Raw genomic sequence first — 17,791 nt, forward strand, 5'->3', positions numbered from 1 at the left:
CCCTCGCCCTGCCGCCCTGGCCGGGCGATCACCTCCCCTTCCTCAAGTCTCCTCCCCTTCCGACGGGAATTCAGGCCAAAGTAGACTAGACAGCCAGGAGGTGCCTGCCTATCTTTAAAAGCAGACATTCAATTCCCCTGCGTGACAAAAGCAATGACGGACGCCATCAGGGTCTACCCTGCAAAGCCAGACAAGGTCTATTTCTTTGGAACCTGCCTTGTTGATATGTTCTACCCCGGCGCCGGGATGGCCGGCATCCAGCTACTGGAGCGGGAAGGCATTGCAGTAATCTTTCCCCAGGATCAGACCTGCTGCGGCCAGCCTGCCTACACCTCCGGCTATCATGACGAAGCCCGTGCCGTAGCTGCCGCCCAGTTGGATCTCTTCCCCGGTGCCTGGCCCATAGTTGTCCCTTCCGGATCCTGCGGGGGCATGATGCGCAAACATTATCCCGCTCTCTTCGAAGGCACACCCAAGGCCTCCCTGGCGGAGAATGTGGCCGGCCGGATCTGGGAACTCACGGACTTCCTGCTTAACGTCTGTCACGTCCACCTGGAAGACCTCGGTGAGCCCGCCACTGTCGCTCTTCACACCTCCTGCTCCGCGAGACGGGAAATGGGGGTGGCGGAGGTGGGTCCCCATCTCCTGAAGCAGCTGGAGAATGTGACGGTTGTTGAACAGGCAAGGCCGGAGGAGTGCTGTGGTTTTGGCGGCACCTTTGCGGTCCGGCACCCGGAGATTTCGGCCGCCATGGTCAGTGACAAGATCCAGACCCTGGTGGATGCCGGCGCCCCGAAATTCGTTACCACTGACTGCGGCTGCCTGATGAACATGTCAGGCCATGCCCAGAAGGCCGGCCAGCCGGTGCGCGGCCAGCACATCGTCAGCTTCCTGTGGCAGCGAACCTCCGGTCAGGATGACGGAGGCCTGCCCTCATGACCCAGTCCACCGGGCACAGCCAGGTACAGAATTTTCATCCCAGGGCCCGGGAAGCCCTGGAGAACGACCAGTTGCGGGGCAATTTCCGCCGCGCCATGGACGGGCTGATGGACAAACGCCGCAGTGCCTTTGCCGGCTGGGATCTTGAATCCCTGCGGTCCCTGGGAGCCGCGGTGCGGCAGAGGTCACTGGCACGGCTGCCCGAACTGCTGGTGCAGCTTGAGGCAAAGCTCACGGAAAACGGCATCCGGGTGCACTGGGCCGAAGACAGCGACGAAGCCTGCCAGATCATCCGTGACATCTGCGTCGCAAGAGATGCAAAGCGGGTCATCAAGGGCAAGTCCATGGTGTCCGAGGAAATGGAACTCAATCATTACCTCGAGGCACGCGGCATTGAGGCGCTGGAGTCCGACCTTGGGGAATACCTGGTGCAGATGGCGGAAGAAACGCCTTCCCACATCATTATGCCCGCCATCCACAAGAATACCGACGAAATCTCCGAACTGCTGCACAACCAGACCGGCACAAAACGCTCCCGTGACGTGAACTACCTGACCGCCAGTGCGCGGGAGCAGTTGCGGACGAAATTCATGCAGGCGGACGTAGGCGTTTCGGGAGTCAACTTTGCGGTAGCCGAAACAGGCACGCTGTGTCTGGTGGAGAACGAGGGCAATGGTCGCATGACCACCACCGTCCCACCCTGCCACATTGCGGTCACCGGCATTGAGAAGGTGGTGGAAACCCTGGACGACGTATCCGCTCTGCTGGCCCTGCTCACCCGGTCCGCCACCGGTCAGCATGTGACCACCTACTTCAACATGATCAGCAGACCCCGTCAGACCGAGGAACTGGATGGGCCGGAAGAAGTGCATCTGGTGCTGGTGGACAATGGCCGGTCAGAGATCTACCAGGACGACGAGCTGATCGACACCCTGCGCTGCATCCGCTGCGGTGCCTGCATGAACCACTGTCCGGTATATACCCGGGTCGGGGGGCACGCTTACGGCACCACCTACCCCGGGCCCATCGGAAAGATCCTGATGCCCCACCTGCTGGGGCTGGAGGATACCCGTCACCTGCCCACCGCCTCCTCCCTGTGTGGCGCCTGCGGCGAAGTCTGCCCGGTGAAGATCCCGATTCCGGATCTGCTGGTGCGGCTGCGGCGGGAGTCGGTGGATGGAGACAGCCTGAGGCCCAGCAAGGTGAGAGGCCACGGAGTCAAACGGGGACGCTGGGAAGCAATGATCTGGAGCGGCTGGCGCTGGATGCACGTTCGCCCGGGCGTCTATCGCATGGGTACCGCCATGGCCAGCCGCTTGCGCGCCCTGCAACCTTCCGCTGCCGGAGCCTGGACCCAGAGCAGAACAGCGCCGAAGCTGGCGCCGAAAACCCTGCATCAGCTGGTCCGGCAGCGCACAGGTGGCAGCAGGAAGGAGAAAACCAGCAATGAATAGCCGGGAGCGGATCCTGCAACGTCTCAGGGCAAGGAACGGCGGCGAACTGCCAATGCCCGAACTGGATTTTTCAGTCCTGACCGAAGACCGGGACTGGAGCGCAGCGGAAAAGCTGGACCGATTCCAGAAAGCCATCGAGACCGTGCACGGGGAGGTTCACCGGGCATCCTCCGAAACCTGGCTGGACACTCTGGCAGAGATACTGCGGGCCCGCGGGGTCCGCAATCTTCTCACCCCCGTCAAACACGCCATCGGCCAGGAGATCCGGGAGTCGGACACGGCGGAACTGCCAACACTGCTGAGCTATGATCAGCCCATCGAAGCCTGGCAGCCGACCCTGTTCAACAATGTGGATGCGGCCATCACATCCACCCGCGGCGCCATAGCCGAAACGGGCAGCCTCATACTCCGGCCGACTGCCGATGAACCAAGACTCATGAGCCTGGTGCCGCCCATTCATATTGCCGTACTCGAAGCCGACCAGATCTTCGCCACGTTCCTGGAAGCCATGACTCTTCAGCACTGGAGTTCCGGCATGCCCACCAATGCCCTGCTGATCTCCGGCCCCTCCAAGACGGCTGACATAGAACAGACCCTGGCCTATGGCGTACATGGGCCGAAGGAGCTGATCGTGATTGTGGTGGGGGCGAATCAAGATTTTGGAGACTAAAACCTATGCGTACAGAAGAACGGTAATCCCCAAATATATGAACAGTATAAAAAACAGCACCAGCCCCACCAGACCCAGGCTGAAATGAAGCTGGCACACAATAGTCAACATATTCCCAACTGGCAGGTCTTCGTTCAGGGCCTGGAACCGCTTGCGTTTGGCCCAACGAGGAAACGCCACAAGGTAAATGTAGTTAATCGATTTAACCAGACTGAGAGGGAATGATCTGTAATTAATCATCTCGGATCTGCTGAAGTAGGGCTCTTTAAATATATAACCATCGAGCTTTTTCGAAAGAACTTTATGCAGAACAATCCAGGTTGGATAGAACAGGATAGCCACGACAGCACATGTGGCCAATAATGCCAAAAGCCCTCGGAACGCCAGATCTGCCTCTGTCATAAATAAGGATACCTAGAAAGCTGACAATGCATTGCTTGAGAGAATCCGATTAACATTCCTGGGTGATACAGAGCTCGGCCTGCAAACGAAATCAACATTCAGGTTTTTCACAAAATCAATTTTGTCACCGCTTGCGTTGTAGAGAGCTTTTGCGCCAGAACCAGCAAAATAGCCTGCAGCCACGCTGCCTGCGCCTATGATCAGGCCTGCAACCCATCCGACCGGTGTTGCGAACAAAGCAACAGCTACAGAGGCCCCAATACCATATGTCACACCGGCGATCAGGCTGCTGCCTGATTCCAGAAGAATTTCATTCTTTTCGTGACGGGTTTTTGCTGCACCAATTTGACCACACGCCATTCCCAGCCCTACAAGGGACAGCGCTACCCCACCCGACTTAGCAAGAGATGAGACCCCCTTCATGCGGCTTATCTGACTCTCAATTGAATGAACCGGGGTCGTTCCTTTAACCCGCGAAATGCGCAAAACTTCTGTTGGTGGCGCTGTCCCATTAAGGATGAGGTTTGTTGGCCCCAGCTTCCTGGTGAACTTGTCCACGAGTTGCGCACGTCGATAATCATATTGTCCTTTGGTCTTTCCCTTAATCTTGTAAGACTCATAATTTTCTATCATTTCAACCAGGAGCGGCGTGTTTGTCTGAAATGTAGTTTGCAGCATTGTTGCTTTAGTGCTTCCGGCAGCGATCATCACCGGCATCAACATGGACATGAAACTTCGCTCCTGCGGAGTCGACGAGCTCCAGTCCTGCTCCAGTGAAGTTACCCACCGTTGACTATCCGTACGAACAGTAAACAGGTCGTTAAAGGGGCTGGGCGCGCCACAATAGTTCTGGGGAATTCTGAGCCTGATCAGCTGGTCTGGCCAGATATGATCCGGATTCTGAATAGCGGGATTGTCTTTGAGAACCTGGGCGATAAGCTCAGACAGTTCATTTTGTTTCAAGAACGGATGGTAGCGCTTGAGAGTCTTAATGAGAGTATCGGCGGGTCTGACGCGGTAAAGCAGGGTATCAAAATTCTGCGTATAACTGGGGCTTTTTCCTGCAAGGTCCATTTGATCAAGATCCTTCTTGATAAAAATTTTCGTGAGTCCATTCATTTCCATCCGGCGTCCGATCCTGCCAGATATCATCAGGGAAAAGGATGGTAGATTCATCCCTCAGCAAAAACAAGCGCTTTAGAGAACCAATGGGACATGGGTCACCTCTCAGTCCCCGCGCGAAAACAGCCCTGCTTACCAGGAAACCGAGCTGTTCGGCCCGCGTTTGATGATCGGGGTTTCCCCTTCCCATATGGCCAGGCCGGAGCGCAGGTCGGTCAGTGACAGCTGGAAGAAATATTCCACCTGCTGGTCTTTGCCTACCTTGTGGTTGCGCTGGAGAATCTTGCCGGACAGGCTCAGCTCCGGGGCCTGCAGGGTGCCCTTTTCCTGCACGGTGGACTGGTCGAACTCTTCGGACTCCCGAAGCTCCCGTGCGCGCTGGCTCATTTCGTCCTCGGCGCCATCCAGGCCCACTGCGGTGGTGGTGACGACCTTGCCGGAACGCAGCAGAGCGATACGGATTTTCTTGATGAGCTGATCAGTATCTATGCGCTGCATGGTGTCATTGGTCACGCGGCTGACCACCATCACGTAGCGCCCGCCGCCGGGCTTGTCCACGGCACCGCTTGCCAGCATGTCTTCGACCGCTTCGGTGGCGGCCCGTTCAAAATCCCGGTAATCCAGGGTCATGGTTACAGGGCCATCGTCCGCGCCCGGGTCTACGTAGCGGGGCTGGCTGGAGCAGCCGGCCAGGAAGGCCAGCAGGGTCACTAATGCGAGGGTATTTCTGATCATGATTTTCCTGCCTTATCCGGGTTCACGAAGGTGTAACTGGTAATCGACAACATCCGGGTGTGGAGCTGTCGCGGTAAAATAACGGGTCTGGCCTGCCAGCAGGCTGGCCTCCCGATAGCTTTCTCCCACGCTATCAATCTTCCTGCCGTCAGCATCAAACCAGGTGACCTTCCAGGCCATTCTGGCACCGGAGCTCGCCTTCACTGCAAACTGGATCTGCAGGAGTGAGTCTCCACTCGCCTGCTGGAGTCTCTCTTCGAACAGCTCCGTTACCCGCATGCTGAACTGGACCTCCGGGTCCACCTGGAGCTGCTCCCGCTCCTGCGGGCTGTCTGCTGGAGGGGTCTGGGCGCAGGCGATCAGTGCGAGCGTGAGAAGAAACAGGATCGTAAGTCTGGCGGACATCATGGTTCATTTTCCTTCTGATGATGAAGCGGCGCGGAAGCAGCCGCTGGTCCGGTGGAGCGGGGGATCTGCGTCAGGCTTGCCGGCCGCCGCCCCTGTAAATCCATGGTTATTACTGTGGCAGGTGCCAGTACGGTGGGGCGCTTCACGTAGACCAGGGTGAAGGGCTGGTCCGGCACCTGGATGGTTCCGGAAACACTGCCGCTGCTCTGGGCCAGAGTCAGGGTGCCGCTGTCCGGACGGTCCATCCGGACAGCCTGCCAGTGATTGGGCAGGGCCTGCCAGCCACGGAGATCCGCCTGGGTGGTGGCGATGCTGAAGATGGCCGCGCCAATCTGGCCCAGCGCGCCGAATTGCTCGGCGGCTTCATTCTGAATGACCGCTTTTATGGTAGCAGAGGTGACTGCCCGGGCAATCACGCCGGAAAGCCGTTCTTTCACCTCGGTGTTGATGACTGTGCCCATGTCTGAGATTCGTTCTGTTTCAACCGCGGTGCCCTTGTCACCCAGCACCAGAAGGTTGCCTGGTACTGCCGGCCGGGGGGCATAGCTGGGCAGAGCTATCGAGAAATACAGGGGCCCGCGCCCATCGGTAAACAGGAACAGGGGAACGTCGATGCGGCTTTCCTCCAGCACCGGACCGAGGCCGTTCTCATAAATAACCCACACCTGGGGAGCCAGGTCCGCACGGCTGAGATCGCCGGATGCCAGGGCCACCGCGAGCTCGGCGTCTGCGGCCAGCACAGCGCTGTCACTCTGCATTTCGGCGACCCGCTTCAGGGAGGTCGCGGTCCGCTCCAGATCGGACCCATCAAGGGCATTGGCAAGAAAATAGAGTCCGTGAAGGTAGCTGCTGACGGGGACGATGAATTCCGGAAAGACAGACCAGCTGGAAGTGTAGTTGCGGGACACTGTCTCCTGGAGCTCGTCACTGCGCAGGCTCTTTTGGACCATGGAGGCGCGATTTTTCCCGCCCTTTGCCGCTTCCCCTGCAAGGGCAGCCTGCTGGGCTGCGATTTCCGCGCTGAAATAGTCCACCGCCCGGCGGGTTCTGTCGTTGGCCCGGTTGAATTCAATACGGGCATAGTCGCTGTTCCCGGCGGCAAGAAAGGCCAGTCCCTTGTAGGTGTTCACCAGTACGGCTTCTGACATCAAAGCCCGGTAGTTACGCTGGGAATCGTTGACCATCAGTGCCATAAAGCCTTCCCCGGCTTCCTGTACGAGGCTTCCGGTATCCAGATATTTCATGCCGGCTTCCGCCAGGTCGTAGGATTGCACAGACTGCTCATTGCGACCCTGGAGGCGGTAAATTTCCCCCTGGTGCAGCAGTTCCAGCAGACGTTCCTCCGGGTTGACGGGTCTGCTGTCCGAGGTTTCAAAGGTCACGGTTTCCAGCGCGGAGTCGTAATTGCCCAGACCGTAGGCGGCGTTGAATGAGGCCATCTGGTCACGATGCTGAAAGGAAGAGCAGCCGGAAACAATGAGCACAGACACCAGAATAAGGGAAAAACGTGATACCAACTTCATGTCCATTATCAGTTTCGGCTTTTTGGCATGAACTGCCCGCCACGGAAGTGACTGACAGGAGAGCGGAACATTCAGTTCCCCGGGTGTCCGGAGCCCGTTGATGTAATTCGGCTTCAGTGGAAACGTTAACCGCAAATCGATCACAATGTAACGCTTAACCAAATACGCTATTGTAATGTTTCGCCGCAGAACTGTCGGCGGCCAAGCACAATTTTCTTCAGCAGCTTTCAGGTGCCCATGTCTGCTTCAGTGATATATAACAGGGCAGACTTTATCCGCGGCGCGCTGCTGATTGCCCTCGCCGCCGCCCTCTGGGCGACCACCAGTATTGCGGCCAAGTTCCTGTTCAACAGCTCCTCCCTGCAGCCCCTGACTCTGGGCCTTATCCGGCTATCGATCGCGTTTCCCTGTTTCTTTGTTCTGATGATGTGGGAGCGCCGGCGCCTGCCTGCAACCAGCCGGGTTCGCCTTACCGGGAAGATACTGATTGCCCTGGCGGCTCTCGGGGTTTTCCAGGCAGGCTATCAGGGCACCTACCTGGTGGCGGTGGAACTCACGGGGGCAGGCATTGCCACTCTGATCGCGCTCTGTGTTTCACCGGTACTGGTGGCTCTTCTGGCGGCTCCCCTACTTGGCGAACGCCCCGGCCTCGTGACCTGGCTGGCACTGGCAGTGGCCATCGGCGGCACGGTGCTGCTGGTGGCGGGGGATATCGAGACCACCGGGCAGGTCCGGGTGGGGGGCATTGTCATGGCGCTGATGGCGGCTCTGGTGTACGCCGGCTTTACCCTGACCAGCCGGCATGCGGCGGCGGGAGCACCGGTATTCACCACGGCTTTTGTGTGCTTTTTCACGGGGGCACTGGTGCTTCTGCCAATCGTGGCTCTTGGCGGCGGTTTTGACGACCTGGCAAGCCTGGAGCCCTGGCAGTGGCTGTTGGCTGTGTATATCGGGCTGGTACCCACCTGCCTTGGTTATCTCTGTTTCTTTGCTGGCATGAAAACAACGCCGGCCACTACATCCAGCATTATCGTGACCCTGGAGCCACTATTCGTTGCGGCCATGGCCTGGGCGCTGCTTGGGGAGGCGCTGGGTGCCGCGGGCATCGCCGGGGCAGTCATTCTGACCCTGGCGGTGATCGTGGCTTCCCGCAGCGCCAAAGCCTGATCAGGCGTCTTTGCGCTGCCTTTCGAACATGTCCGGCTGAAGGATTTCGATCCAGTAGCCGTCGGGGTCCTTGATGAAGGCCAACCCCTTCATTTTCCCGTCGTCCGGGCGTTTGACGAACTCCACTCCCAGGCTTTCCAGCCGTTGGGCGGCCTGATAGACGTCGGGTACGGCGATGCCGATATGGCCAAAGCCCTGGGGTTCGTCGTTGCCGTTATGGTAGCTGAAGTCGGGGTCTTTTTCGGTGCCCCAGTTGTGGGTGAGCTCCAGCATGGCTTCGCGGCCGAAGATGAAGGTGGTGCGGTGGCCCTCGTCACTGGGGACGCTAGCCGCCTGGCGGTCATCAAGGTAGGTCAGGAAGTACAGAGTAAATTTCATTTCGGGGAAGTCGAGTTTCCGGACGAGACGCATGCCGAGGATTCTGGTGTAGAAGTCGAGGCTCTTTTCGGGGTCTTTGATGCGCATCATGGTCTGGTTGAAAACGTAGCCTTCGGTTTCGGGGACGCTTTCGTCGTAAAGGCCCGGGGCTTCTTCAAAGTGGCGCTGCATGGTGTTTCCCCTGTTGCTGATTCTGATGCCCTCACCATGCTTGTGGGGGGATGGTATTTCAAGGGGACTAGTGTCCCGTCTGGGATAGGAGTTCTGGAGTTCGGGCTGGCCCGGAGGTCTTCCCCCCGGACACGCCGTGAACCCATCCCTGGGGGCTCAGTGTTGCCATCCCTGGCAACACACGGTCCGGGGGGAAGACCTCCGGACCAGCCCCTGCGTACTCTCTGCCGGTCTGCTTATTAATCAGAGCCGCTTGATTTTTTCGGGCTCAGGCCAGCTGGTGCTCCTCGCCTTTGTAGTAGGCCTCCACCCTGGGATTCATGACCTTTTTCCAGAGCGGTGGCACCAGGGCCAGGACGATCATCGCGGCATAACCGGCCGGGAGCTGAGGGGCGACCTCGTGGTGACGCAACACCTGGTAGCGGCGTTTGGCGAAGGCATGGTGGTCGCTGTGGCGCTGCAGGTGGAACAGGAAGACGTTGGTGAGGAAGTAGTTGGAATTCCAGCTGTGCTCCGGACCGGTGCGCTCATAGCGGCCGTTTTCGAGTTTGCGGCGATGAAGGCCGTAGTGCTCCAGATAGTTGACGACTTCCAGCAGGGAGAAGGCGATGAAGCTCTGGCCCAGGAAGAAGGCGGCACCAAGCCAGCCATAAGCGATGGTGCAGGCGATGAGAGCCAGAGCGGAGATGCCGTACCACCAGATGAGTTCGTTGCGCCAGCTGAGGGGCGAGTGGCCCTTGCGCTTGAGTTTTTCCGCCTCCAGGCACCAGGCGTTCATGAAGTTACGGGTGTAGGCCTGGGGCAGGAATTCATAAAGGGACTGGTTGTACCTGCTTGACGATGCATCTTCAGGGGTGGAGACGTGCACATGGTGGCCACGCAGGTGTTCAACCTTGAATCCGCCGTAGCAGACAAGCGAGAGCAGAAGGCCACCCGCCCGGGTTTCCAGCTTGCTGTCTTTGTGAATCAGTTCATGGGCCACGTTGATTCCCAGGCCGCCGACGATGCCAACCGAGAAGACCCAGCCGACAGCGCCGGGGATGCTGAAAACACCAGAAGCGAGAACCTGCAGGCTCCATACCAGCAGCGCGGCGAAGGCGACGACCCAGCCCAGGGTCATGACCTGGTAGAAGCGTTCACTGTTCATGTGAGGCACATCTGCCTGCTCGTCCGGATTGAGGGCATCCTGGCCGAAGATCCAGTCCAGCAGAGGGATGATGCCGAAGACGACCACCGGGACGCCCCAGGCAAAGAGGTTGACCCAGCCCGTTGCCTCCCCCGCCTTTAGCAGAAGGAATGGCAGCGCCAAAGGAAGCATGGCGATCAGGTAGCTGTATTTTTTCAGTTTCAGGAGCAGTCGGCGGCGTGCCGGGTCCCGGGTAAGGGTCATGTTGTCAGTGGTCACGGCTTCTCTCCTCTCGCTTGTCAGGTTCAGGCGGTTCAGACCAGGTCGCTTCACCAGACTCTGTTGACTTCAGTCGCCCGCTAATTGAAGTATTGTCCTACAATCTGACAAAGGTCAAGGAGAAATCCGTTTTTGTGGCGCAGCCGGGAAGATGCGGCTGTCACCGGGGAGCGGCAGGCAGGTTCGCGGAAATGACGATTGGGGCGCTGGTATGCTCGGGAGGAAACAAGCAAAATGACCGGATCAATTCCAGCGGGCCGTGGTGCAAAAGCCATGGCCGGCATTACTGGGCCAGTCAGGGGGAGCATTTATGGATTTTCAGGTTCCCAACACCCTTGCCGAGCAGATAGCCAACTATCTTGGCGACCGGATCATGAGGGGGGTTATCCAGCCCGGCGAGCGGATCCATGAGGCCGCAGTAGCCGCGGAACTAAAGGTCAGTCGCGCTTCCGTCAAGGAGGCACTGTACACGCTTGAGCGCTGGCACCTGGTTGAGATCACGCCCCGCAAGGGCGCCGCGGCGACGATGCTTGATGCCCACCATGCGGCCGAGCTTTATGACGTTTACATGCACCTGCTGATCATGCTGGCGCGGCGTCTGTGTGAGCGCTGGCAGGAACCAGACCGGCTCGCGCTGATCCGTGGGGTGGATAATGTCACAGCCCGTATGCAGGCCGGATCCCCGGATGTGGCAGCGGTGGTGCAGGCAAGTTTCGAAATGATGGATGAGTGCTGCAGAGTGGTGAACAATCCCTATCTTTCAGAAGCCCTGAGCAACTTCAAGCCGGCGGTAAGCCGGGCCTATTTCTTCAGCGCTGATCGTTACCGTCAGAACCTGGACCGGACGGGCGTGTTTTTCACACGTCTGACACGGGCCGTACTGGCCCGGGATGCAGATGAAGCGGAGAAACAGGTGACGGACTTTGCGAATAACCAGAAGCAGCTCATTCTTCAGGCCCTTTCGCCCGATGAAGCCCCAAGCAACTGACCTCAGGGTCCGGCCCCGGAAACCATCCATCTGCGACAAACCGCTCAGGATGAACCAGGCTTGAGGCTGGACATGAGCAGCAACCGAGGTACGGGATGCGAACAGGTTTTCAGCACCGGATTCTATGCTGCACAGCCATGGCCATACTGACCTCGGCCTCAGGCACACTGCATGGCGAGCAGCAACAGACGCTCCTGTTCAACATAGCGCCCGATGGTTATCCCCCTTACACCATCCAGGAGGACGACGGAGAGATCCGGGGCATCTTCTGGGATGTGCTGTCAGAGGTGGCGCACAGGCTTGGTCATGAACTTGAGGTAGTCGAAATTCCCACCAAACGGGTGGAAACCATGCTGCTCGCCGGTGAACTGGATGTAACCATGCGTGCCCGGGAGTGGACCGATGAACCCGAGAAGTTTGTGTTCTCCGACCCGGTAGTGACGGCCAGAGATGTGCTCTTTACCCGCCGGGCAGATCCGCTGAACATCACCTCCCCCTCTGAACTGAAAGGCATAGTGCTGATTGCGCACCACGGCTACCACTACCCAATTCTTGAACCGATGATAAAGACCGGTGACATAACACTCCTGGAGCTGCAGGACGAAGCCACCATGTTCCGACGCCTCGCTGGCGCCACACGATTCGACGCCCTTGTGACCAATTACCGGGCGGGGATGTGGCTACTGGAGGCCCGTGACTGGCAGAACAAGTTCCGGGTGGAACCTGTCACGCTCAACGAAACGCCCTACCCTCTCATGTTTGCACCCCGCCATGCCGCTTTTGTTGAGCGATTCAACAGGGAACTGGCTAGCATGAAAGCCTCCGGCGAACTGGCCGAGATCCTGGGCCGTTACCAGTAATCCCGTCTCCTGGAACTCTGCGGGGAAACAATGTGATCGCCATCACAGACTGACCCTTTTATCAGACATACTGTAACTATATGTAAAGCTGCACTGTCTGGTGTCCCTGCGGCTGGCAGCTCATACCAAAATAAAAAGCCGAACAGGCCGCAAGGATCCGCGATGATACGCCTATCAGGGCCCAGCGCCCTCACTCTGTCACTCACAGTAAGCCTCGCCGGCCCGGCTTCTGCCGAAATAAAGGCCATTGATGACGCTGTCATGAGTGAGATCACCGGTACTTCGGGTGTGACCATTGAGCTTGAAACCTCGGTAAGCCTCGCCCGTTTTGCCTGGAAGGACGCCGGTTCCCTGAACATCGACAACATTGCGCTTACCGGCCAGAACGGCGCCATGATGGATAACATGAAGTTCACCCTGGACATCGCGGGTGACAACGAAGTTCTGGACTTCGGTTTTTCCGAGATCGCGCGACGCGCAAGCAACGGCCAGCTGGACCCCAACTCGAATCCGGACATTGCAGACGCTCTGGCGACCTACTCGAGTGGCGGCAGTTTCGGTAAAGAATTCAACGACGGCGATATGGTGATCCATCTGGGTCCCACTGATAGCGGCGACCCCACAAGCCTTGACAGTTACCTGAAAGCAATCGATTTCCGGCTCAGCATGGACAGCATCTATCTGGAAGACTCCCAGGGCATTGCCGGCACTACGATGTTTTCGGACATCACCCTTGATGGTTACCTGGGCCCCACGGATATCGTGGTACGAAACTCCGATGGCGCAACCCGCTTTCTGGACAATGGCAACGAAGTGTCCCGCTCGGAGCTGCAGATTGACTCCCATTTTGAAATTTCACAGGGCAGCCTGAACTGGGATGTGGCAGATGTGATACTGATCTTCAACCTGGCGGCTGTGGGCATTGACGGCCTTCAGATGCATAACCGGCGAGGCGCCGATACACTCGGACACTTTGGCATGGCCAGTGTATCTGCCTCTCTGTCGTCCGGCACCAGTGCCATCAGTGGCACTGAGGGCCTTTCCGTCCACGATGTAGAGTTCCGTGCCGACATCGACATGCCCGTCTTCCGTCTGGGGGACAACAGCATCGGCTCGGTCAATTTCACGGATTTTGCCATCACCAATACCTCGCTCATGGTTTACGGCCACTGACTGCGGCCAGTGACTGGACAGGCACCCAGGTTTACGAAGTAAACTGCGCCGTCAACCATTGACGGTTTCTCCATGGCAGACCAGATCCCGATCGACGAACAGCCACGAATCCCCTGGCGCAGGATCACCCTCTTCAGCGTGCTCTTCATAGGGCTCACTGCCGCGGGTCTTTACGTGGTTTATGACCTGTTTGCGGGGCGCACCGTCACCTTTGACTGGCGTCTGGTTCAGCCTGGCACCCTCCTGGCGGTTGCTGTGCTGCTGCTGGTGTACTTTCTGGCTGATGGCCTGCGGCTGTTTTATACACTGTCGGCCCTGGGTCACAGGATGGATCTGAGGGTGATGCTGAAACTGGTATTCATCAACATGTTTGTCTCAAACGTCACCCCCATGGCGACGGGGGGCGGAGTAGCGCAGGTCTGGTATTTACAACGTCACGGCGTGCCCATTGGCCGGGCCACGGCTGCCACCACCATCCGCACGGTGCTGGCGGTAATCTTCATCTTCTCTCTCACCCCCATTTTTCTGCTGACTCTGCCAACCCTGAAGAATCAGCCGATACTCGACCAGATTGATGTGGCCCTGTCGGTAATCATCTTTCTCTATCTCGGTTTTTTCGCCATCGTGCTGTTCCGCACCCGCTGGCTGATCCTGCCGCTGGTACGCGCACTCGCCCTGCTGAGAAAGCTTCACCTGATCAGCGCTGAGCGCCACAGTCGCTGGCAGTTCAAGGCCAGGCGGGAGATGCTCAGGTTCTCGGTGAGTTTTGGGCACTATCTGCGGGGCCCGCGGTCGAGCGTGATTCTGTCGGTGGTGTTCACTGCGGTTTTTCTGCTTAGCCTGTTCAGCTTCCCGGCCCTGCTGATTCACAGCCTTGATTATGATGTAAACTATCTGACGTCCGTGGGGCTTCTCGTGGTCACCACTTTCATCATGTATTTTTCACCCACGCCGGGGGCATCCGGGATCTCCGAGGGCCTGTTTGGCACCTTTTTCCGGGACATACTTACCCCGAATCACCTGATTCTGGTCATCGTGGCCTGGCGCCTGATAACCATCTATCTGGGCATGCTTATCGGGCTAATCATCTTCCAGAAGGAGCTGGCTCGCAACGACAGGGACAGCTCATGACTTTTCGCCACCCGCTCAAAGCCCTGTTCTATCTGAACCTGCTGATCGTAACCCTGCTGATTGGCTACAAGATCTATCTGAATTTCTCCCAGACGGATTTCAAGGCAGTGCATACCGACCAGGTAGAGCAACTGCATCAGCAACTTGATGACAGGGAGTCATTCAGCTTTGCTGTGGTGGGCAACATCAACAATTCCGTGGGGTTCTTCGAGCGCAAAATGATCCCGCGGCTGAACGAATCGGATATCGATTTTCTGGTATCTGCCGGCAACGCCGTCAGTGGGGGTGGCGAGGACAAATACCGGGCCATCTATGGCACCCTCAGCCACCTGGACATGCCCTATCTGCTCACTTTTGGTCAGCATGAATATGAAGATTTCGGCAGCTTCCGCTTCTACGAACATTTTGGCCCCCACTTTTTCAGTGTCCGGATCGACAACAGCCGGCTGATTTTTCTCGACAGCACTGGCAAGACGCCGTGGAAATGGCAACTCAGGTGGCTGAAAGATCTGCTGCAACAGAGCGACGCCAGGCACCTCTTCATGTTCACGGGTCACCCCCTTCTCAACACCGGGCAGGAGCTGATGTTTGAGGACCGGGATGATTACCTGCAGCCGGAAGAATTCCGGACCGGATTGCTGGAGCTGATCAACGAACACAATGTTGATGCGGTTTTTTCCGCGAACCTGTCCCTTTTCTCTCGTCAGGAGCGCAATGACACCCTGTTCATCACTACCGGGGGCGCCGGGGGGCTGGTACTCAACACCGATACCAGTTTCTATCACTACGTGAGGGTTTCCGTCTCTCCAGAAGCGCTCAGCACGGAAGTGGTGAGGTTCAACAGCAATCAGAATCCGGTTCTTGAGCGCCTTGAGGGCCTCTGGTTCTTTGTGTATTCGCTGTTCTATGTGGGCTATCTGAACTTCATTCTGCTGGTCAGCGTGCTTACGGTCATTGGCATCAAACTCTATAACCTGGTATTCACCAGCCGGGATTATTACCCCGATTACGACCTGGACCCCACGCCCTGGCTGGAAGAGCCCCTGCGAGTCGCCATGTTCACCAATAACTATCTGCCTTTCATTGGTGGGGTTCCCATTTCCATTGACCGCCTGCGGCGGGGTCTGGAGAAACTCAGAAACCGGGTGCTGGTGATCGCTCCCACCTATCAGGACCAGGAGAAGGACGAGCAGGATGTGGTGCGGGCCCCGTCTCTGCTGGCCATGGGCAAGAAGCGGGAGTTCCGGCTGGCCAATATTTTTGTGAGCCGCCTCCGTCGCGAAGTGAGGGACTTCAGGCCAGACATCATTCATCTGCATCATCCATTCTGGCTCGGCTCACTCGGGCTGTTCATGGCACGGCGCCTCAAGGTGCCGGCCATCTACACCTACCATACGCGGCTTGAGCACTATGCCCATTTCGTGCCGCTGCCAGGCATGCTGTTCCGTAACCTGATCTCCCATGCCCTCATCAAGCATTTTGCCAACAAATGCGACGGGGTGATCGTGCCAACCTACTCCGGTGAAGAATACCTGCGCATGATCGGCGTCAAATCGCCGGTTTTTGTCCAGCCCACCGGTATTGACTACAACCGGTTCCGGGCCGTCAGCGAGGACGCCGTACGGGGGCTTCGCCAATCCCTGGGAATTGGTGACGAATGTGTATTTATCAGCGTTTCCCGTCTTTCAAATGAAAAAAACATCGATTTCATGATCGACGCCATCGACATGCTGCGGCGGCAGACCAGCCAGCCATTCCGCTTTCTGATCATCGGCGGTGGCCACGAACAGGACCGGCTCCAGGCCCGCATCGATTCGCTGGATCTTCAGGACCACATCATGCTGACCGGGCCTGTACCGCCTGACGAGATGGTGACCTACTATCGCCTCGGGGACCTGTTCCTGTTCGCCTCCAAGTCGGAAACCCAGGGCATGGTGATCCTGGAAGCGATGGCAGCAGGGCTGCCGGTGGTAGCTGTAAGATCGAGTGGGATCGATGATGTGGTCAGGCAGGGGTATAACGGCTTCAAGACCCCGGAAAAGCGGGATCAGTGGAGTGAACGGGTCAAGGCGCTGCTGGAAGACGAACCGCTGCGCAAGGAGCTGTCAGCCCACGCCCTGGAGTTCGCCCGGGATTACTCCATTGAGCAGTGCGCCCGGGACATGAAGTTCATCTACGCGACTCTGCTTGCCGAAAAGGAGAGGAGCTGAAAGCTCAACCCGCTTTCGGGCGTTCTCCTTCAAGGCTCCTTCTGGCCTGAAGAGCCCGCTCGGCACGCTTGACTGCCTTGCGGGCGGCAATGGCGGCGGCCGCTTCCCCGCCTACATGGGCTTCGCCCCGTTCTTCGGCAAGCCGCATCTGGCGTTCACGCTCGGCAAAGCGGGCCTTCTGCTCCTGAGTGAGAGAATCCAGACACTGATGGCAGCTGACTCCCCTCTCATATTCCGGACGGGTCTTGTCTTCTTCGGTGATCGGCCGGCGGCAGGCGTGGCACTGGTCGTAATCGCCCCGCTCAAGCCGGTGGTTAACGGTCACCCGGTCATCAAACACAAAGCACTCTCCTTGCCACAGGCTCTGCTCCTCGGGCACTTCTTCCAGGTATTTGAGAATCCCGCCCTGCAGGTGATAGACCTCGTCAAAACCCTGCTCTTTCAGATAGGCAGTGGATTTCTCACAGCGGATGCCGCCGGTGCAGAACATGGCCACTTTCCGGTGTCTGGCCGGATCGAGATTGCTGCGCACATAGTCGGGAAATTCCCGGAAGGTGTCGGTAGCCGGATTGACGGCATTGCGAAAGGTGCCGATCTCCACTTCGTACTGGTTGCGGGTATCGATTAGCAGTACGTCAGGATCGGAAATCAGGGCATTCCAGTCGGCAGGCTTGACGTAGGTGCCCACGATCCGTTTGGGATCTATGCCTTCGACGCCCAGGGTGACTATCTCTTTTTTCAGTTTCACCTTGGTGCGCTTGAAGGGCTGGACGTCCACCAGGGATTCCTTGTAGTCAATCCCGTCAAAGCGCTCATCGCGGCCCAGCCAGGCTTTGATGGCATCCACCCCTTCCCGGCTGCCGGCAATTGTGCCGTTAATGCCTTCGCGGGCCAGCAAAAGGGTGCCACGCACCTCACTGGCTGTCATCAGTTCAAGCAGGGGCTGGCGGAGGGTTTTGAAATCATCGAGGACTGCGAACTTGTACAGAGCGCAGACAACAACTGAGTTGCTCATGGTTTTCTCCTGCGGGCCGGACCGTAAATCCGGAGCATGG

General features: G+C 58.0%; 17 protein-coding genes. 9 read left to right on the plus strand and 8 right to left on the minus strand.

The window, feature by feature from the left end; genetic code table 11:
• The first annotated feature begins 153 nt into the window (after nucleotides 1-153).
• From LG327_RS00115 to LG327_RS00125, 3 genes are read left to right on the plus strand one after another with little or no spacing between them, the layout of a single operon-like run.
• A complete protein-coding gene (locus tag LG327_RS00115) occupies nucleotides 154-939 on the plus strand; it encodes a (Fe-S)-binding protein (protein WP_404364561.1) in 786 nt (261 codons plus the stop codon).
• Complete coding sequence (locus LG327_RS00120; protein ID WP_404364563.1) at nucleotides 936-2,393, plus strand: LutB/LldF family L-lactate oxidation iron-sulfur protein; 1,458 nt, start codon at nucleotides 936-938, stop codon at nucleotides 2,391-2,393. The genes LG327_RS00115 and LG327_RS00120 overlap by 4 nt, the downstream gene beginning before the upstream one ends.
• Nucleotides 2,386-3,063 carry a lactate utilization protein C gene (locus LG327_RS00125; RefSeq protein WP_404364565.1) on the plus strand — a complete coding sequence of 226 codons (678 nt, stop codon included), beginning with the start codon at nucleotides 2,386-2,388 and terminating at the stop codon, nucleotides 3,061-3,063. Before LG327_RS00120 ends, LG327_RS00125 begins: the two co-directional genes overlap by 8 nt.
• 3 nt (nucleotides 3,064-3,066) lie before the next feature.
• Here LG327_RS00125 and LG327_RS00130 read toward each other — a convergent pair whose 3' ends face one another.
• The 5 genes from LG327_RS00130 to LG327_RS00150 form a co-directional block, all read right to left on the minus strand.
• Nucleotides 3,067-3,465, minus strand: coding sequence for a hypothetical protein (locus tag LG327_RS00130; protein ID WP_404364567.1), 399 nt, complete (start codon nucleotides 3,463-3,465; stop codon nucleotides 3,067-3,069).
• A gap of 12 nt (nucleotides 3,466-3,477) precedes the next feature.
• On the minus strand, nucleotides 3,478-4,590 hold the full coding sequence (locus tag LG327_RS00135; protein WP_404364568.1) for a hypothetical protein: 1,113 nt from the start codon (nucleotides 4,588-4,590) through the stop codon (nucleotides 3,478-3,480).
• 129 nt (nucleotides 4,591-4,719) lie between these two features.
• The gene (gene lpoB, locus LG327_RS00140) at nucleotides 4,720-5,322 is read right to left on the minus strand and encodes a penicillin-binding protein activator LpoB (protein WP_404364570.1); all 603 of its coding nucleotides are present in this window, start codon (nucleotides 5,320-5,322) and stop codon (nucleotides 4,720-4,722) included.
• A 12-nt stretch (nucleotides 5,323-5,334) separates the two neighbouring features.
• Entirely contained in the window at nucleotides 5,335-5,730 is a 396-nt protein-coding gene (locus LG327_RS00145) for a YcfL family protein (RefSeq protein ID WP_404364572.1), read from the minus strand.
• Entirely contained in the window at nucleotides 5,727-7,253 is a 1,527-nt protein-coding gene (locus tag LG327_RS00150; protein ID WP_404364574.1) for a COG3014 family protein, read from the minus strand. Before LG327_RS00150 ends, LG327_RS00145 begins: the two co-directional genes overlap by 4 nt.
• A gap of 237 nt (nucleotides 7,254-7,490) precedes the next feature.
• Between LG327_RS00150 and LG327_RS00155 the strand changes: the two genes are divergently transcribed.
• A complete protein-coding gene (locus LG327_RS00155; protein WP_404364576.1) occupies nucleotides 7,491-8,420 on the plus strand; it encodes a DMT family transporter in 930 nt (309 codons plus the stop codon).
• Here LG327_RS00155 and gloA read toward each other — a convergent pair whose 3' ends face one another.
• Nucleotides 8,421-8,969 (minus strand): lactoylglutathione lyase, encoded by a 549-nt coding sequence (gene gloA, locus LG327_RS00160; protein ID WP_404364578.1) that lies wholly within the window; start codon nucleotides 8,967-8,969, stop codon nucleotides 8,421-8,423.
• A 268-nt stretch (nucleotides 8,970-9,237) separates the two neighbouring features.
• On the minus strand, nucleotides 9,238-10,359 hold the full coding sequence (locus LG327_RS00165) for an alkane 1-monooxygenase (RefSeq protein WP_404369554.1): 1,122 nt from the start codon (nucleotides 10,357-10,359) through the stop codon (nucleotides 9,238-9,240).
• A 325-nt stretch (nucleotides 10,360-10,684) separates the two neighbouring features.
• Between LG327_RS00165 and LG327_RS00170 the strand changes: the two genes are divergently transcribed.
• The 5 genes from LG327_RS00170 (at nucleotide 10,685) to LG327_RS00190 (ending at nucleotide 16,736) form a co-directional block, all read left to right on the plus strand.
• On the plus strand, nucleotides 10,685-11,362 hold the full coding sequence (locus LG327_RS00170; protein WP_404364580.1) for a GntR family transcriptional regulator: 678 nt from the start codon (nucleotides 10,685-10,687) through the stop codon (nucleotides 11,360-11,362).
• Nucleotides 11,363-11,499: 137 nt separating this feature from the next.
• Nucleotides 11,500-12,222 (plus strand): substrate-binding periplasmic protein, encoded by a 723-nt coding sequence (locus tag LG327_RS00175; protein ID WP_404364581.1) that lies wholly within the window; start codon nucleotides 11,500-11,502, stop codon nucleotides 12,220-12,222.
• 162 nt (nucleotides 12,223-12,384) lie between these two features.
• Nucleotides 12,385-13,395, plus strand: a complete 1,011-nt coding sequence (locus tag LG327_RS00180; RefSeq protein WP_404364583.1) for a DUF6160 family protein — start codon at nucleotides 12,385-12,387, stop codon at nucleotides 13,393-13,395.
• Nucleotides 13,396-13,467: 72 nt separating this feature from the next.
• A complete protein-coding gene (locus LG327_RS00185) occupies nucleotides 13,468-14,526 on the plus strand; it encodes a YbhN family protein (protein ID WP_404364585.1) in 1,059 nt (352 codons plus the stop codon).
• Complete coding sequence (locus LG327_RS00190) at nucleotides 14,523-16,736, plus strand: glycosyltransferase (protein ID WP_404364586.1); 2,214 nt, start codon at nucleotides 14,523-14,525, stop codon at nucleotides 16,734-16,736. The genes LG327_RS00185 and LG327_RS00190 overlap by 4 nt, the downstream gene beginning before the upstream one ends.
• A gap of 4 nt (nucleotides 16,737-16,740) precedes the next feature.
• Here LG327_RS00190 and LG327_RS00195 read toward each other — a convergent pair whose 3' ends face one another.
• Nucleotides 16,741-17,751, minus strand: a complete 1,011-nt coding sequence (locus LG327_RS00195; RefSeq protein ID WP_404364588.1) for a rhodanese-related sulfurtransferase — start codon at nucleotides 17,749-17,751, stop codon at nucleotides 16,741-16,743.
• Between the last annotated feature and the right edge of the window lie 40 nt (nucleotides 17,752-17,791).

The sequence above is a fragment of the Marinobacter sp. genome, assembly GCF_044799475.1.
Classification (GTDB): Bacteria; Pseudomonadota; Gammaproteobacteria; order Pseudomonadales; family Oleiphilaceae; genus Marinobacter.